Source organism: Streptomyces sp. NPDC047453, assembly GCF_040643155.1.
Classification (GTDB): domain Bacteria; phylum Actinomycetota; class Actinomycetes; order Streptomycetales; family Streptomycetaceae; genus Streptomyces.
Window position 1 is genome coordinate 1 of the sequence record NZ_JBEYTS010000113.1, and the last position, 14,568, is coordinate 14,568.

15 protein-coding genes and 4 pseudogenes are annotated in these 14,568 nt (G+C 69.1%); 10 read left to right on the plus strand and 9 right to left on the minus strand.

Going from position 1 to position 14,568, the window contains the following annotated elements:
- Positions 1-215: pseudogene (locus ABZ818_RS40080) on the plus strand (hypothetical protein); the annotation flags it as partial.
- Between the two features lie 203 nt (positions 216-418).
- On the opposite strand, the gene ABZ818_RS40085 reads toward ABZ818_RS40080, so the two are convergent.
- On the minus strand, positions 419-1,285 hold the full coding sequence (locus ABZ818_RS40085; RefSeq protein ID WP_361426500.1) for a hypothetical protein: 867 nt from the start codon (positions 1,283-1,285) through the stop codon (positions 419-421).
- Positions 1,286-1,385: 100 nt separating this feature from the next.
- Here ABZ818_RS40085 and ABZ818_RS40090 point away from each other — a divergent pair, with 100 nt between their 5' ends.
- On the plus strand, positions 1,386-1,955 hold the full coding sequence (locus ABZ818_RS40090; protein WP_361426503.1) for a TetR/AcrR family transcriptional regulator: 570 nt from the start codon (positions 1,386-1,388) through the stop codon (positions 1,953-1,955).
- Between the two features lie 118 nt (positions 1,956-2,073).
- On the opposite strand, the gene ABZ818_RS40095 is transcribed toward ABZ818_RS40090, so the two are convergent.
- From ABZ818_RS40095 to ABZ818_RS40120, 6 genes and pseudogenes are all read right to left on the minus strand, one after another.
- Positions 2,074-2,697 carry a recombinase family protein gene (locus ABZ818_RS40095; protein ID WP_361426506.1) on the minus strand — a complete coding sequence of 208 codons (624 nt, stop codon included), beginning with the start codon at positions 2,695-2,697 and terminating at the stop codon, positions 2,074-2,076.
- A gap of 158 nt (positions 2,698-2,855) precedes the next feature.
- A complete protein-coding gene (locus ABZ818_RS40100; RefSeq protein ID WP_361426509.1) occupies positions 2,856-4,046 on the minus strand; it encodes a TniQ family protein in 1,191 nt (396 codons plus the stop codon).
- A complete protein-coding gene (locus ABZ818_RS40105) occupies positions 4,043-4,951 on the minus strand; it encodes a TniB family NTP-binding protein (RefSeq protein ID WP_361426512.1) in 909 nt (302 codons plus the stop codon). Before ABZ818_RS40105 ends, ABZ818_RS40100 begins: the two co-directional genes overlap by 4 nt.
- A 110-nt stretch (positions 4,952-5,061) precedes the next feature.
- Positions 5,062-5,358 (minus strand): annotated as a pseudogene (locus ABZ818_RS40110) (transposase); the annotation flags it as partial.
- Positions 5,359-5,400: 42 nt separating this feature from the next.
- Positions 5,401-5,624: pseudogene (locus ABZ818_RS40115) on the minus strand (transposase family protein); the annotation flags it as partial.
- 106 nt (positions 5,625-5,730) lie between these two features.
- The gene (locus ABZ818_RS40120; RefSeq protein WP_361426515.1) at positions 5,731-6,408 is read right to left on the minus strand and encodes a hemerythrin domain-containing protein; all 678 of its coding nucleotides are present in this window, start codon (positions 6,406-6,408) and stop codon (positions 5,731-5,733) included.
- A gap of 963 nt (positions 6,409-7,371) precedes the next feature.
- Here ABZ818_RS40120 and ABZ818_RS40125 point away from each other — a divergent pair.
- Positions 7,372-7,662, plus strand: coding sequence for a hypothetical protein (locus ABZ818_RS40125; RefSeq protein WP_361426518.1), 291 nt, complete (start codon positions 7,372-7,374; stop codon positions 7,660-7,662).
- On the opposite strand, the gene ABZ818_RS40130 is transcribed toward ABZ818_RS40125, so the two are convergent.
- Positions 7,579-8,508: an NADP-dependent oxidoreductase gene (locus tag ABZ818_RS40130; protein ID WP_361426521.1), complete on the minus strand. Its 930-nt coding sequence runs from the start codon at positions 8,506-8,508 to the stop codon at positions 7,579-7,581. The two genes, ABZ818_RS40125 and ABZ818_RS40130, sit on opposite strands and share 84 nt — an antisense overlap.
- A gap of 88 nt (positions 8,509-8,596) precedes the next feature.
- Between ABZ818_RS40130 and ABZ818_RS40135 the strand changes: the two genes are divergently transcribed.
- A complete protein-coding gene (locus ABZ818_RS40135; RefSeq protein ID WP_361426524.1) occupies positions 8,597-9,532 on the plus strand; it encodes an AraC family transcriptional regulator in 936 nt (311 codons plus the stop codon).
- Between the two features lie 221 nt (positions 9,533-9,753).
- On the opposite strand, the gene ABZ818_RS40140 is transcribed toward ABZ818_RS40135, so the two are convergent.
- Positions 9,754-9,951, minus strand: coding sequence for a hypothetical protein (locus ABZ818_RS40140; protein ID WP_361426527.1), 198 nt, complete (start codon positions 9,949-9,951; stop codon positions 9,754-9,756).
- 563 nt (positions 9,952-10,514) lie between these two features.
- On the opposite strand from ABZ818_RS40140, the pseudogene ABZ818_RS40145 reads away from it, so the two are divergent.
- The 6 genes and pseudogenes from ABZ818_RS40145 to ABZ818_RS40170 all read left to right on the plus strand — a co-directional run.
- Positions 10,515-10,628, plus strand: a pseudogene (locus ABZ818_RS40145) (IS5/IS1182 family transposase); the annotation flags it as partial.
- A 173-nt stretch (positions 10,629-10,801) separates the two neighbouring features.
- Entirely contained in the window at positions 10,802-11,719 is a 918-nt protein-coding gene (locus ABZ818_RS40150; protein ID WP_361426530.1) for a hypothetical protein, read from the plus strand.
- A gap of 94 nt (positions 11,720-11,813) precedes the next feature.
- Positions 11,814-12,566 carry a 3-oxoacyl-ACP reductase family protein gene (locus ABZ818_RS40155; RefSeq protein WP_361426533.1) on the plus strand — a complete coding sequence of 251 codons (753 nt, stop codon included), beginning with the start codon at positions 11,814-11,816 and terminating at the stop codon, positions 12,564-12,566.
- 89 nt (positions 12,567-12,655) lie between these two features.
- Complete coding sequence (locus ABZ818_RS40160) at positions 12,656-12,841, plus strand: hypothetical protein (protein WP_361426536.1); 186 nt, start codon at positions 12,656-12,658, stop codon at positions 12,839-12,841.
- Between the two features lie 537 nt (positions 12,842-13,378).
- A complete protein-coding gene (locus ABZ818_RS40165; protein ID WP_361426539.1) occupies positions 13,379-13,789 on the plus strand; it encodes a VOC family protein in 411 nt (136 codons plus the stop codon).
- A 298-nt stretch (positions 13,790-14,087) separates the two neighbouring features.
- Positions 14,088-14,568: helix-turn-helix transcriptional regulator (locus tag ABZ818_RS40170; RefSeq protein ID WP_361426542.1), on the plus strand; the 481-nt coding region annotated here is incomplete at its 3' end.

A 14,568-nucleotide genomic window follows, 5' to 3' on the forward strand; every position in this document is an offset into this window, starting at 1 on the left:
GACCACGACTCAACCTGCTCGACCGTCAACCCATCAGCACACAGTCACATCAACGACAGACGCCGTTGATCGTCACCCCAGATGCGGTTGCAGTATTAACTCGCATCGCCATCGACCAGGGACTTCGCTGGTCGATCTGGCGGCGCCCGCATCAGGCGGAGGCACGACGGCACCATTTCCGAAGGCGGCTACGGCTCCAGATGATCAAGATTTAGCCCTGTAGTACTAACGGCGGACCCTGGACATCCCAGAGGGGTCACCGTGCCCCGCACATGGTCAGTCTTCAGGTCGCCGCGCCCTCGCAGCGGTTCTCACCGCCTGCTCACACAGCGCCCCTGAGCCGCTGGGCCCGGCCACCACGCCGGGCGCTTCCAGGTATGCGATCCGCCGCGACGCGATCACCGTACGGCAGGAGATGTCAAACCTTCCCGATGCCGAGCGTGGTCTCGCGGGGCAGCATTCCTGAGCCGAGGACCTCCAGCCAGAGCGGGCCAAGGAGGTCGGCGAGTCGCGCGGTGCCCTCGGCGCCGAGCGCCTGCCAGGGGGCAGCGGCCAGTTCATCGGTGCGCCGCTCGACCTCGGCGCGCAGGGCGTGGCCCGCGTCGGTCGCCGTGCCGTTGGCGTCCAGCAGTCCCCGCGCGACAAGCCGTTCGCGGGCGGCCATCCACTCGGGCTCGCTCCAGCCGCGGCTTGCGAAGACCTCGGCCGGTGCCGCGCCGATCGCGGCGAACGACACCAGTGCCTCCACAGAGTCGAGCCCCGCGGTCAGGAGGACGGCGAGATGGCCGTCGCCGCGGTGCTCGCGCAGGATCGTCGCAGCCTGCCACAGCACGAGGTGCGGCTCCTGGGGCCAGGGCAGCGCGGCATTGGCAGCGGCAAGCGGGCGGCCCTCACTGTGCGCGGCCTCCGCCGCCCGGCGGGCGAGCGCGGCGGCCTCGGCAAGATCGGGACTGTCCGTCCGTTCGCCGACGAGTGCGCGGTACGCCCGGTCGACGCCGCGTGTCCGGGCCGCAACCACTTTGTCCGGTGCGGCGACGTCCCAGGCGGCTGGGATGTGCTCGGCAACCATGCGCGGGCTGAAGCTGTAGAACGCGGAGGCCACCCGACGGGATCCGGGGGCCCCGAGTGGCGCCGCCCGCAAGGCAAAGTAGCTCGGCCAGCGCTCGCCGGTGTTGTAACCGAGCGCCTTGACCTCCTCGAAGACCTCGGGAGCGTAATAAAGGACGGCGTGCAGGGGCTCCAGGAGATGCCACATCTGCCGTACGCGTCCATTGTCGTTACCCATGACGATCCCTCTTCCCCACGACCCGTATAACTTGGCACCGACTAGATTGCATTCGACCGGCAAACTTGTCAACGCCTAGATTGTGCGTAGCCTGCTGACTATGACCACCGAACGCGCCTACCACCACGGAGACCTGCGACGGGCCGTGCTCGCCGCAGCCCTCGACGTCATCGCCACCGAAGGGCCGGCGGCCCTGTCCCTGCGCGACCTGGCCCGCCGCGCGGGCGTCTCTCATGCCGCGCCCGCACACCACTTCAAGGACCGCGCGGGCCTTCTCACCGCCATTGCGGCCGAGGGCTACGGCCTGCTGTCCGCCACCCTCGGCGAAGCGGAGGACCTGCGTGACCTGGGCGTCCGGTACGTACGCTTTGCCACCGCGCACCCGGCGCACTTCCAGATCATGTTCCGCCCGGAGCTCCTGCGCCCGGACGACCAGGAGTTCCTCACGGTGCGTGAGCGGACGCGGAGTCAGCTCCGAACGGCAGTGGAGGGCTACGGCGACGACCCGGCCATCGGCTTCATGGCGGCCTGGTCGATGGCCCACGGCTTCGCGACGCTGCTGCTCTCCCGCAACCTGGACGGCCCGCTGGATGGGCGGGACCCTGAAGAGACGTTCCGGTCGCTGGCGGACTGGATGTTTCAGCCTGTTGAGAACCCCGCGACAGGCTGACCCGTACCTGCGGAGCCACGGGCGCGGCGGCCAGGCAGCTTGTGATGTTCATGCCCCCGCCGGGCATGGTGATCTCGGCCGATGGCCTCGACCTGTTGTGGGTCCAGGGCCAGGGTCATCACGAGTCTCTAGATGGCACGGTCGTGGAGTCTGCCTTTGCGAGGTAGCGGTACAGGGAGGTCTTGGGGATGCCGGTCTTCGCGGCGATCTCGCCAAGACTGCTGCCCTGCTGCTTCAACAGCCGGGCGTACTCGATCTTGTCGGCGGGGTGGGCAACGGGGCGGCCGATGCGGCGGCCGGCGGCTTCGGCGACGGCGCGGGCGTGGGCGGCACGTTCGGCGGTGAAGGTCCGCTCCATCTCAGCGAAGAGGGCCAGGAGCAGGAAGGCGATACGGCCCATGCCCTCGTCGGCGGTGTTGATCGGCAGCGGGTCAGCCAGCGAGCGCACGCCGATTTGCTTGCCGTTCAGGTCGTGGACGAGGTTGAGGACTTCGCGCAGGTTGCGGCCGAGCCGGTCGAGGGTGTGCACCACGATGGTGTCACCGGGGCGGGCATAGGCGAGCAGGTCGGTCAGGCCGGGGCGGTCGACGGTGGCTCCGCTCTTCTTGTCGACGTAGATCCGTGTCTCGGGGATGCCCGCCCCGCCGAGGGCGTCGAGTTGGCGTTCCAGGCTCTGTTTGGTGGTGGAGACCCGGGCGTAGCCGAGTTCGAGTCCGCCGGTGGCGCGGTTGTCGGTTTCCATGGCGCTGCACCGTACCGGAAGTCGGCTCCGTACGGGCCTTCCGGAATGCTCTTTGTGGAACGACTTGCGGAACGTTCGGCGGGTTGATCGCCCCGGGATACAGGTCTTCTGACGGAGCGCCGGGAGTCCTGTTCCACTTCCAAGGATGTGGAACGCCGTCAGGCGAGATCGGTGCGGCCAAGTTCGCGGGCGCTGGGCAGGAAGTCGGCGGGGACGCCGACGCCGAACAGACAGGCGCGCTCCTCTTCGAACCGGTCGAGGGTGCGGCAGCCGAGGGTGAGCAGGACCAGGAGCTGCCGGGCGGCGTCACGGTCGGTGCGCGCCAGGGCGAGCGTCTTCTCTATCTGATCCATGGCCTCCTGCCAGGAGCTGCGGTGCCGCCGGTCGTCGTCGTAGATGTGCCGGTGCTCCGGCCGCAGCGTGGAGGCGAGGCGGCCGCAGGCGATGACGGTCCCATCGGCGGCCAGGCGCAGGGCGGTGCCGGCGGTGTGCAGCATCGCCTCCTGGACGTCGGGCTTGAGGTGCTCGTACGGCCGCCAGGTGGTCAGCCCGGCGCGCTCTTTGAGGCCGGCGGCCTGCCAGACCTGTTCCAGCGTGGCCCGGCCGTAGCTGGTTCGGCCGCTCAGGGAGAGGCTGACCTCGTCCAGCAGGCAGCGCAGCAGCCTGAACCACACCCCGGCGTGCACGCTGCGGCCCGGCAGGTTGACCCGCCCGGTGCTGAGTCCTTCGTAGGTGTAGCGGTCCACGGTGGCGATCGGCTCCGCGAGCGGCGCGGGGTCCGGCTTGATCTGCCCGACGGCGACAAGTGCGGCCTCAGTGGCGTTCACCAGGCGGCACCCGTGCTCGACGCAGCCGGTCATCAGCGGCAGCCGCCAGATCAGGGCCCGCCCGCGCCCGGGGGCGGTGGCGCACATTGAGCAGGCCCGGTGCAGGGGCCAGTATCCGAGCCACGGTCCCGGCCAGCGCTTCCAGCGGTTGATCTGGTTGCGGCCGGCCTCGCCCGGTGCCAGGAGCACGGAGTTGTCCCGGACGTAGGCGTCGAACATCGGCTGCGTGTCCTGGATCGGCACGGTGAGCTTGTCGAACAGCCACGGTTCCCAGCCGGCCAGCGTCATCGCCCGCAGCCGGGCGAGTTCGACCCCGGTGCGTTCGGCCAGTGCGGCGAGCATCGCCATCGGCGGGTCGTAGTCCACATCGGCCGGAACGGCCAGGTCGACCAGGCCGAGGTTGCGGGTGAGCAGGTCTTTCACCGGCATCTCGTACACATCGGCCAGTCGCTCAAGCCACGATGACAGCGACTCCAAAGGGCCCGGCCGGGGGTGCAGCGGCCACCTCCGCACGCCGCTCACGTCAGCTCGCGCTCGAACAGCCGGCGCCGCTCACTCGGCCCGGCGTACGGGGCCAGCAGCAGGGTCCGCTGGTTGATGGCCTCTTCGCCGGACTCAATCGCGGCCACCGCGGCGTCGGTGAGCAGGTGTGCCAGCTCCCCGATCGTTCCCTCGCTGCGGGTCAGCAGGTAGTCGGCCATTTCGGTGGTGGCGATCGGCGAGGGCCTGCGCAGCGGGAACGCCGCGGCGAAGCTGGCCAGCAGCGAACAGGCGTCGGCGTCGGTCTCCCAGCGCGGCAGCGTCAGCGGCGCGAACCGGTTCTCCAACTGGTCATCGGCCCGGATGGCCAGGTAGGCGTCCCGCGTGCCGACCCCGACCAGCGGGATGCGCAGCTCGTTGCCCAGGTACCGCAGCAGGTTCAAGAACTCCCGGCGCCTGTCGCCGGGTCCGCCGAGGATGTTGTGCAGCTCGTCTATAACCAGCAGCCGCACCCCGGCCGCCCGCAGCAGCCCGAGCACCAGTTGCTCCAGGTCCGCCAGCCGGTAGCGGGCCCGCAGTGGGGCGCCGAGTGCGGCCAGCAGCGCCGTGTAGAACCGGCTCACCGACGGGTCGGAGGGCATCTGCACCGCCAGCACCGGGATCTCCTCGCGGTCCGGATGCGAGATCGGCTGGTGGGTGCGGCGGAACTTCTCCACGATCATCGACTTGCCGTTGTTGGTCGGCCCGATCAGCAGCAGATTCAGCATCCGCTGCTTGGACGGCCAGGCCAGCAGCGTCTCCAGCTGCTCCAGCGCCGCTGCGGCGCGCGGGTAGCCGATCCACCGGTCCGCTCGCACGTACCGGAGCCGTTCCGCGTCCGGCAGCCGCGCGATCTGCTGCGCGGCCGGGTGCAGGTGCGACAGGCCCGCCGGGTCGTCCGCGTTCACCACTGCTCGATCACCTCGAACGGAGCCGCCACAACTTCCCCGTCCTGGCCCACCGGCGGGACGGACGGCACCGGCGGCGGTGTCGACTTCGGCTGCGGAGGCACCTCGGTTCGGCGCTGGCGGTCTCGGCGGGCCTTGCGAGTGGCCGCAGCAGCACCGTCTGTGAGCTGGCGCATCTGCGCGACCATGGCGAACAGCGCGTTCTCATCCACCTCGGCGCGGCCCAGCTCGTGCAGCCGCGCGACGGCCGCCTTCTGCTCCCACGCGCTGATCGGTGGCCGCGCCAGCGTCCGGTAGGGAACCTCCAGGTAGGAGGTTCCTTCCGGGTCCAGGGCCCAGATCCGGGAGATGTCCCGTGGGTCACGGCGCAGGACGAAGCGGCCCAGCTCTTCGCGGCGGGCGATCCAGTCGATAATGCCGGTCATCCCGCCGGCATCCAGGTGGTCGACGACCTCGGCGAGGGTCCGCAGCGGCACGCCGGGGCTGTTGGTGCACCCCTGCTCGGCGAGGAGGGGAGCACCTCGCTGAGGGCCCGGGTGATGGTGGAGCGGTCCACGCCAAACCAGCAGGCCAGCACCAGTCCCCCACGCACGCCAGGGCCCCGGCCGTCATGGGTGCTCCCGTGGCGGAGATGGACGAGTGTGGCCAGGAGCCGGTCGACGAACACAAGCCGCGGCACTCGGACCGGTCGGGGTCCTCGGGATCGACGAGACCCGGCGGGGCACGGGCGGTGATGAGCGCGTTGCTGTCATGAAGGAACGGGCTGGGCCGGTGAGGCGTCAGTGTGGGGAGTTCGGCTGCCAGCGCAGTGCGGCCCGGCGCTGGTAGCGTCGGGCGAAGCCGTGCAGCAGGATGAACCGCGGTACTGTCGGTACCTGGCGGACGACGATCTGGTAGCGGGTGGTGTCGAGGCCGTCGAGCAGCCAGTGTCCCTCGTCGCCCAGTTCGGTGAACGACTTCTGTTTGATGTGGAATTCCTGTTCCCACGTCCGCCACTCGCTCATCGTCAGCGTGGACGCGGCGACGGGCATTGTCTGCTGTTCCTCCCGTTGCAGATGTGGGAGGAGCACGTCGTCCAGCGCGGTCAGTGATGCCAGTAGGTCGGCTCTGGTCTCGTCGGGTCCGCCTTCGGCGTACCTGTGGGCCGCAGAGACGACAGCGGTCATCGCGTCGGAGATGCCTGCGTGGTCCTGTTCCATGGTGTCGAGCAACTCCGCGGCATTCGGCGCCTTCTTTCGCAGCAGCGGCCACAGGCCGCGGTCTTCGCTGCTGTGGTGGTCGTGCAGGTAGCGCATCATCCATCGGAGGTGGTCGGTGAGCGCGACCCGCCGGTTGCCGTCCGGATACGGTTGCTCGGTGAGTGCGGTGCGGGTACGTGCCAGGTCCCTGCGGAGTGCGTCGTGAATGATCCCCATCATGCGTGTGTCGGCCGGCTCGTCGGCCTGGTGCTTTGCCATCTTCCCCCCTGCGGTGTGGCCCCCCGGGCTGCCGCGCGGTCATCGGCGCTCGGCAGGGAGGCGAGCGTACAGCGATTCCACGGGCGCTTCCATCGTTCTGCGTGAACGGAGAATGGACGCGCCGGCATCGGTCCGGGCGTCCAGCTACGCCACAGCGGGCTTTGGTGCGGAAGTCGCGAGTGTACGGGCGGCGCTGGAGGGCGAGCGCAACGCCGCCTTGCTGCGGGCGGCGCGAGCCGTGGGGCGGTTCATCGTGTGGGGCATGCTCCGCGGCCCGCCGCAGCGGCCGGCCCCCGGGGCCGGGCCGATGAGGTGTCAGTGCCTGGAGCGTGGCTCCCAGCACAGTGCGGCCCGGCGCCGGGCACCAGCCGCCCGGGCCGGTGTTGGGGCTCAACCCGCTTGAACCGGCTCGCGATTCGCCCCCACCAAGCCCTCGAATGCTTCCCGCCAACGCGCGGGATCTGTGCTGTGACCTGTGGCCACCGTTTCATCGCTAGTCCACACGACTCACGATGATCAACGTGGCCGCAATCAGTTGCCTCGGGCAGCCCGGGGAGGCCGCCGGTGGCAACTGCCACGAATGTCGGCATGACCGACGACGAGATCATCCACAGGATTCGAGAGTAGGATGCGGCCGACGAACTGCCGCCACCTGCGCCGCCCGAGGCCGTGGCGGGTCAAGGGCACTGCCCTGCCGACCGGCTGTTCAGCCGGCTCTTCTGCACGGGACGATTGATTGCTATCAGGCCCGTTGCTCAACGAAGAGCTGATGGTGTGGTTGGCCGAGCTCTACCGTCCCCGTCTTGGTGACCTTCCGGCCGAGGCGATCGAGCTTCCACGAGTGGAAGGCTTTCTCCGCCGGAACTTGGGGTTGTACCTCCTCCTCAGGGATCCGGGCGGAGATGTACGAGCAGATGCTGCGCTGAGGTCGGCGAGCAGTCCTCGCAGCCGGACCCTGCCGAGGTGGGCCGCGAGTTGACCGTCGTTGACCGCTACTACCTCGCGTGGATGGAGTATCAGGCTCGGCACGGCGTCGAACCGGCTGCCGATGAAGTGTGCGCCTTCCTGGTACGGAAGGGCATGTTCGGCCGGGCAGGCAAGCCCGTCAGCCCGACCACGCTGCGCCGCTACCCGCTTCGGTTCCGCACCTACGGGGTGCGGTCGCCGGTTTCAGGGGATGACGACGATCTTGCCGCGGATCCGGCCGGCTTCACCGAGGCGGTGGATGTCTGCGAGGTCGGTCAGCGGGTGTGATGCGCTGATGTCGAGGGTGACGTCACCGGCGTCGACGAGTTTTACCAGTGCCGCCAGGTGTGCCACATCGTTGCGGGCAATCATGTGAATTGAGCTCACCCCGGTGTCGGTGGGCGGTTCGATGGGGGTGGTGATCGAGACGATCCGGCCGTGCGGCCGTACCGCAGACGCCAGCGCCGCAGCATCGTGTGGGAGCAGCGGAACGAGGTTGAACAGGGTGTCCACTGGGCCGTCGAGCGCGGCTGCGACGGGCCCGATGGTGTAGTCGATGACGTGGTCCGCTCCGTGTCGCCGGACTGCCTGGTTGCTGCGGGCGCCGGCGGTGGCGATCACTTCAGCCCCGGCATGCTTGGCCAGCTGTGTGACGAAGCCGCCGACTCCTCCGCCCGCACCGTTGACCAGCACCCGCTGGCCGACTCTCACCTTCCCATGCTCGAACACCGCCTGCCAGGCCGTCAGGCCGGCCACGGGAAGGGCCGCGGCGTGGGTGAGAGGAACAGAGGCCGGCGCCGGGACCAGTAGTGCAGCCGGTGCCCGGACATACTCGGCGGCTGCGCCCGCACCGTCCAGCCGCCCGACGACCCGGTCGCCGACGGCAAGCCGGTCGGTTCCCGGGCCGGTCTCGGTAACCGTGCCGGCGACGTCCCAGCCCAGCGTGTAGGGGAGGTTCACCGGCAGGAACGCCTGCAGCAGTCCAGCGCGCAACGCGGCCTCGGTGGGATTGAACGAAGTCGCCGCGACGCGGACGAGTACTTCGCCCAAGTGGGGTCGAGGTCGCGGAACGTCGTCGTAGCGGATCACGGACGGATCGCCGAAGGCGTGGATACGCGCGCTCTTCATCGTCATGCCGTGAACCTACGGCCGCCCCATGGAGACGATCCATGCGCCAGGGTGCCCCGTTCCTGCGCGCACGTCTCGTGCGTACGCTCGCCTCGTGGATGTGCTCAGCGATGTCATCACGGTGGCGCGGACCGGCCGGCCCCGGTCGGCGTACGTGCGATGGCATGCCCCGTGGGGACAGCAGTTCGCGTCGGTTCCGGGTTCGGCGGGCTTCCAGGTGATCCTGGAGGGCTCCTGCTGGCTCCTGTCCCCACCTGCGGCGCCGCTCCGACTGCACGCGGGTGATGTGCTGTTCGTGCCGCACGGCCGCGGGCACACTCTGGCCGACAACCCGGCAACCGCGGTCACCGCCCCTGCCTGTACCCCTGACGATCCCGAGCTGCCCGAGCCCTACGCGTCGGACAGTGTCGACCAGCTCGGCCGGGGCGGTCCGGTCACCGTGGTCCTCTGCGGCGCCTACCAGCTCGACCCGTCCCGAACCCACCCGCTGCTGCTCACCCTGCCGGACCTGATCCACCTGCCGGCCGACCCGGGCCGCCACCCCGAGTTGCACGCCGCGGTGCAACTTCTGGCCGCCGAGACGGGCAATCCGCGTCTGGGCACCAGCGCAACCGTCCCCGCGCTCCTGGACACGCTCATGATGTACATCCTGCGCATCTGGCTTGCCGAGCAGCCCACCCACGGCAGCACCACCGGCTGGGCCGCGGCACTCAACGACCCGGCGGTCACCGCCGCCCTCCACGCCGTCCACCGGGACCCGGCAGCGCCATGGACCGTGGCGAAACTCGCCGCGGAAGCGGGCCTGTCCCGGGCAGCGTTCGCCAGGCGCTTTTCCGCACTGATCGGTCAACCGCCCCTCGGCTACCTGACCTGGTGGCGGCTGACCATGGCAGCCCGCCTGCTACGGGCGACACAAGCGCCGTTGAGATCCATTGCCGCCCAGGTGGGATACACCTCCGAGTTCGCCTTCGCCAACGCCTTCAAGCGCACCCATGGGCTAGCCCCCGGCGCGTACAGGCGCAGGAGCTGAATCGGCTGCAGGGACTGTCGTACGCCGACACCACTGGCGACCGCCTCGATGGGGAGGACCCTGCGCCCCAACCCCTGGCGTTCGTTTGGTGGGAGGAATGTTGCGGCAGGTGTCGGAACCCGAGCGTGGCTCCTGGTTCACTTCTCGGCCGTCGCCGACAGCAGAGCGCGGTGGGTCCCGGATCAGGTGATCCGGGACCCACCGGTAGCTGGATGCTGTTGTCAGTGGGCGGTGGTGTGGACTGCCGTGCCCGCCGTAACGCCCTCGGGGGTGGCGATGGCCAGGGCGTCGGAGGTGACGGCAGCGATCGGCGTGTCGACGTAGAGACCGCCGAAGCCGCCGACCGCGAGGCCGCCGGAGACGTTGTCCAGGTCAGCGTCGGAGATCTCGGCTGTCGCAACCTGGGGGGCGAGGTTCATCACGCGTGGTTCCCTTCGAATGAGCACTTTTGAATGGCAGCGGTCGCTCGCTCGGCTTCCGGTACCGGAATTTGTGTCCGCGAGTTTGCGCTACGCGAAGGATCAAAGCAGGCCGATCATGGGGCGGCCAGTCGCCCGAGTCCCGGACGGCACGCAGATCGACATGCGCCTTCACCAGTGTGACCATGTAATGACCGGACACACCGAGTCCTTCACATGGCCTGCTGAGCAGGTGCAGACGTGACGGTTGCCACCGGTACCCAGGGCGGCCACTTTCGCGCCGAAGTCAGCAACTTTCGGCTCATTCATGACGGGTGCTCAAGTTCGGCATGACCCGGTGGTGAACGGTGTGAGGGTTTATCGGATTTTCGGCATCCCCGCGGGTGCACGAGGGCCCGGCCCTCTGTTTGCTTTCCCCTCGAAGGTGGGACTGGCCGCCCCGTCGCTCGGCGAGCGAGTCCACGCCACTGAGTCCTTTCGACCTTCAGGCCTACGCGGCGAGGTGGGGGCCGGGGGTAGCAAGAAGAGCGCTGGCCCGAGAGCAGCAGTCTGGTTCATTGCCCGCCCGCGAGCACGGCATCGGCGATGTGCTCGTCTTGGCCGGCGTCTCCTGGTGGGCCGACAGGGGCTACCCGGGCGCGGGAGGCACGGTTCGCGTTTCCCTGCCGCGGCGTGGGCTCGTTGTGGTGAGCGCAGCGACTGAAGCTCTTCGTGCAGCCCGCACGGCTTCCGACCGGATGCGACCGCTCACTCGTAGTCGTACGTCATGCCGATGCCGAGGCTCTGCGCGTGCAGTTGCGCCGCTAGTTGGGGGGAGGCCGCTGTCGCAGGGGTGTGTCAGAGTCTGTGCATGCTCGAGATCGTGGTGAAGACGGAGAACGGGGAGCGGCACGTCCGTGTGTCCGCCGAGGAACTGGCCGGGCTGGTTCGCCGTATTGGCGGTGACGGTGACCGGTTCCTGGTGGTCCAGCGGATACCTGACCTGCCTGACGTCTTCGCCCAAGTCTGGCACCAGGCCGGCGGTGACTACACAGTGGAGCATCGCGACGGTGCCGCTGACCGGCACTTCCAGGCGATGACCGACAGGCCCGAGGCCGTGATCGCGGCGATGACCGGCTGGGCGCGCCGGGAGACTGGATGGGACGGTGGCCTGGTCTGGTCGCTGCTGGACATGGGCCCTACCCGCGAGGTGCCGCCGCTCGACCTCGATGAGGCCGAGCACGAAGAGTTGGATAAGCGCGTCCGCGAGGTGTTGTCCGGCGGCTACGCCTCCCGTGCCGAACTGGCCGAACTCGCTGAGGAGTACCTGGTCACCAGCGACCGCCGACCCGTTTCGGGCGAGCAGGCACAGGTGCTGGTCGATCGGTTGTGGCTGGAGCGCGTTGCGGAGCAAGCCGCATGGCAAGGCGAGACCGACCCTGAACGGCTCACCCGTGCGTTCACCGCTCTGCGGGAGGCCGGTATCACCGCCCGCGAGAACTTCGCCTGTTGCCGCAACTGCGGCCAGTCCGAGATCGGTGGTGCAGGCGAGCCCGACGCCCGCGGATACGTCTACTTTCACACTCAGTGCACGGATTCCGCCGCAGCCGGCCACGGACTGATGCTCCTCTATGGCGGCTTCGACGGCTCGTCGCAGACCACCGCAGCCATCGGTCACGAGGTCGTGGCTGCCCTCGAAGCAGTCGGCCTGCACACCGAGTGGGACCGTGATCCCGACCGGGCCCTCACCGTCACCCCACTGGACTGGCGCCGCCGCCTGGTCGGCTAGTACTCCAGTGCGGTTTCGTGATGGGCGTCGGGCCGCTCTCCAGAGGTGGAGCGTGAGGTCAGATAACCGCCAGCGTCCGGCGGCGGAGCCCGTGATGCTCGATGCCATGAACCGACTTGAAGGAAAAGTGGCGTTGGTGACCGGTGGATCGCGAGGCATCGGTGCCGCCGTCGCGCTGCGACTGGCCGAGGAAGGCGCCGATATTGTCCTGACTTTCCAGAACAGTGCTGAGCGTGCCGCCGAGGTCGTCGAGCAGATCAAGGCCGTCGGCCGTCGGGTGCTGGCCGTCCAGGCCGACAGCGAGGTCCCGGAAGCCTTGATCGCTGCGGTGGATGAGACTGCCGAGTCGTTCGGCGCCCTGGACATCTTGGTCAACAACGCCGGGGTCTTCCTGGTCGGCCCGCTTGAGGAGATCGGGCCGACGGAGATCGACCGTACCCTGGCGGTGAACGTCCGTGCCCCGTTCGTCGCGTCTCAGGCGGCAGTGCGTCACATGGGCCAGGGAGGCCGCATCATCAGCATCGGCAGCAATGTGGCCGAGCGCGCGGTCTTCCCGGGAATGGCGCTGTACTCGATGAGCAAGACAGGCCTCATCGGCATGACCAAGGGCCTGGCCCGGGAGCTCGGCCCGCGGGGCATCACCGTGAATCTGGTGCACCCCGGGCCCACGGACACCGACTCCAACCCCGCCCACGGCCCCAACGCAGCGGCAATCGCCGGGTTCACTGCCCTGGGCCGCTATGCGGAAGCGGCTGAGATCGCCGCCACCGTTGCCCACCTGGCAAGCTCCGACGGTCGGTACATCACCGGAGCCACGATCGCCGTCGACGGAGGATTCACCGCCTGAACCTCGAGCGGGCACTGCTGGCCCAGCAGTGATCGGGCGCGGCCACCGCGTGATCATCAGGGGTTGTGTGGATTCCTGAAGATCGTACGGTGGCCGCAGGCCACGGCATGGGTGCCGCCGGTTGGCGGACGATGTTCGATCAGGCCATGGCCGGGATCGCGGGCCGGTTCCGGCGGGTGGAGCCGCGTGCCACGGCCCGCGCCTTCGTACCCGGCCTGCTCTCCGGTATCGAGCGGAAGGACTGCCGGCGGCCGACCGAGCGAGCCGTTGGGTGAACCGGCATCCGCGCGGACGCCGTCGTTGCCGACCGCCTGCTCGCCCCGGCCTGGCTCCGGCAAAGCGCCGGAGCCGGAGCAAAACGGCCGCGCTACTACGACTGGGCCTGGGTCGGACCGGCACGGACGACCATCGGAGCAGGGAATCCGTTGTCGGTGCTTTCGCTGTCGCGGCCTTCGCGGTGGGTCGGTGTGGATTCGGCTGTGGTGGGGATGGGCGCCGGTGCTTGGCCGCGGCGTTGCTGACGGGGTCACGGTCTGTCTGGGGTATGGCCGGCCAGTAGGACGAGGGAGTTCTGTTCCTCGAGCTCATGCCGTTGGCGGATCCGGGTCTCGGTGTGATCGTGTGCCGGCTGGCTGTGCTGTTTCCCGGCTGGTGCCTCAGCCAACCCGGTCCGTTGTCCGCGGTCGGGGACTGTTGTGCCCGTAGTCGCCGCGATAGCCGTGCCGTCAGGCCGGGGGCGGGGGAGGGGGCGTGGTCGGCTTGGTCAGGAATCGAGAAGCGCGGAGGGCGGAGCAGGTTCTAGCCTGGTCGTCATGGATATCACTATTCACGCGAGTTTCCTGCCGCACGATGATCCGGATGCGTCGCTTGTTTTCTACCGTGACGTTCTCGGTTTCGAGGTCCGCAGTGATGTCGGGCAGGGCAGGATGCGGTGGATCACGGTCGGTCCGGCCGGTCAGCCGGGCACGTCGATCCTTCTGGCGCCGCCGGCTGCCGATCCGGGAGTGACCGAGGACGAGCGGCGCACCATTACCGAGATGATGGCCAAGGGCACCTACGGCTGGATCCTGCTGGCCACCCCGGACCTCGACGCTGCGTTCGAGAGGGTGCAGGCCGGTGATACCGAGGTCGTCCAGGAGCCGACCGAGCAGCCGTACGGCATCCGTGACTGCGCTTTCCGCGACCCTGCGGGCAACCTGGTCCGTATCCAGGAGCTTCGCTGAGCCGTTCGGGTATCGGTGCGGCTGTGCCGGCGAGTACCGCGGCCACCTGCACGGAACGCGGCGCTCCATCGCGGTGGTGCCCGCTCTGCCGGCGCTCACCGGGGCCGCGTCCGCAGCCTCGTTGAACCGGAGTTGAATCGGACTGGGGCCCGGAGTTCTTCCCGCTGTCTGGCAGTTGTTCGGTCGGCTGGCCGGCTCCGGCAGGCCGGTCCTCATCACCGAGTGCCTGGGGTGCTGTCTCGGTAGGCACCCCAGGCACTGGTAGGCGTTGATGGAAGAGACACGGAAGGGGATTTTCATGTGTCGGCCCGAGTGGCGGCGTGCACGCGTCCAGGCACAGCGCTTGACCGATCTTGCGCGGCTTCGGCGCGTCCGTGACCGGATCGACCGGGAGTACGCGCAGCCGCTGAACGTGGAGGCGCTGGCCCGCGGTGTGAACATGTCCGCCGGGCACCTCAGCCGGCAGTTCCGGGCCGCTTATGGTGAGTCGCCTTATGCGTATCTGATGACACGTCGTATCGAACGTGCGGCGGCGTTGCTGCGGCGTGGCGACCTCAGTGTGACCGAGGTCTGCTTCGCGGTCGGCTGTGCGTCGCTGGGTACGTTCACCACCCGCTTCACCGAGTTGGTCGGCGTGTCGCCCGGGGCTTTCCGGCGCCGTGCGGCGGATGCGACGGGTGTGGCGGGTGTGGTGGGCGGCCGTGTCGATGCCGCGAGTACGGCCGGTGATGGGGGGCCTGGGGTCGCGGTGGAGGGGATGCCGGCGTGTGTGGCGAAGC

What these genes read in the sequence shown, in the direction of transcription:
- ABZ818_RS40090 (WP_361426503.1), top strand. Translation starts at nt 1,386, where the DNA reads ATGACCACCGAACGCGCCTACCACCACGGAGACCTGCGACGGGCCGTG.
- ABZ818_RS40150 (WP_361426530.1), top strand. Translation starts at nt 10,802, where the DNA reads ATGCTCGAGATCGTGGTGAAGACGGAGAACGGGGAGCGGCACGTCCGT.
- ABZ818_RS40130 (WP_361426521.1), bottom strand. Translation starts at nt 8,508, where the DNA reads ATGACGATGAAGAGCGCGCGTATCCACGCCTTCGGCGATCCGTCCGTG.
- ABZ818_RS40120 (WP_361426515.1), bottom strand. Translation starts at nt 6,408, where the DNA reads ATGGCAAAGCACCAGGCCGACGAGCCGGCCGACACACGCATGATGGGG.
- ABZ818_RS40165 (WP_361426539.1), top strand. Translation starts at nt 13,379, where the DNA reads ATGGATATCACTATTCACGCGAGTTTCCTGCCGCACGATGATCCGGAT.
- ABZ818_RS40095 (WP_361426506.1), bottom strand. Translation starts at nt 2,697, where the DNA reads ATGGAAACCGACAACCGCGCCACCGGCGGACTCGAACTCGGCTACGCC.
- ABZ818_RS40085 (WP_361426500.1), bottom strand. Translation starts at nt 1,285, where the DNA reads ATGGGTAACGACAATGGACGCGTACGGCAGATGTGGCATCTCCTGGAG.
- ABZ818_RS40140 (WP_361426527.1), bottom strand. Translation starts at nt 9,951, where the DNA reads ATGAACCTCGCCCCCCAGGTTGCGACAGCCGAGATCTCCGACGCTGAC.
- ABZ818_RS40155 (WP_361426533.1), top strand. Translation starts at nt 11,814, where the DNA reads ATGCTCGATGCCATGAACCGACTTGAAGGAAAAGTGGCGTTGGTGACC.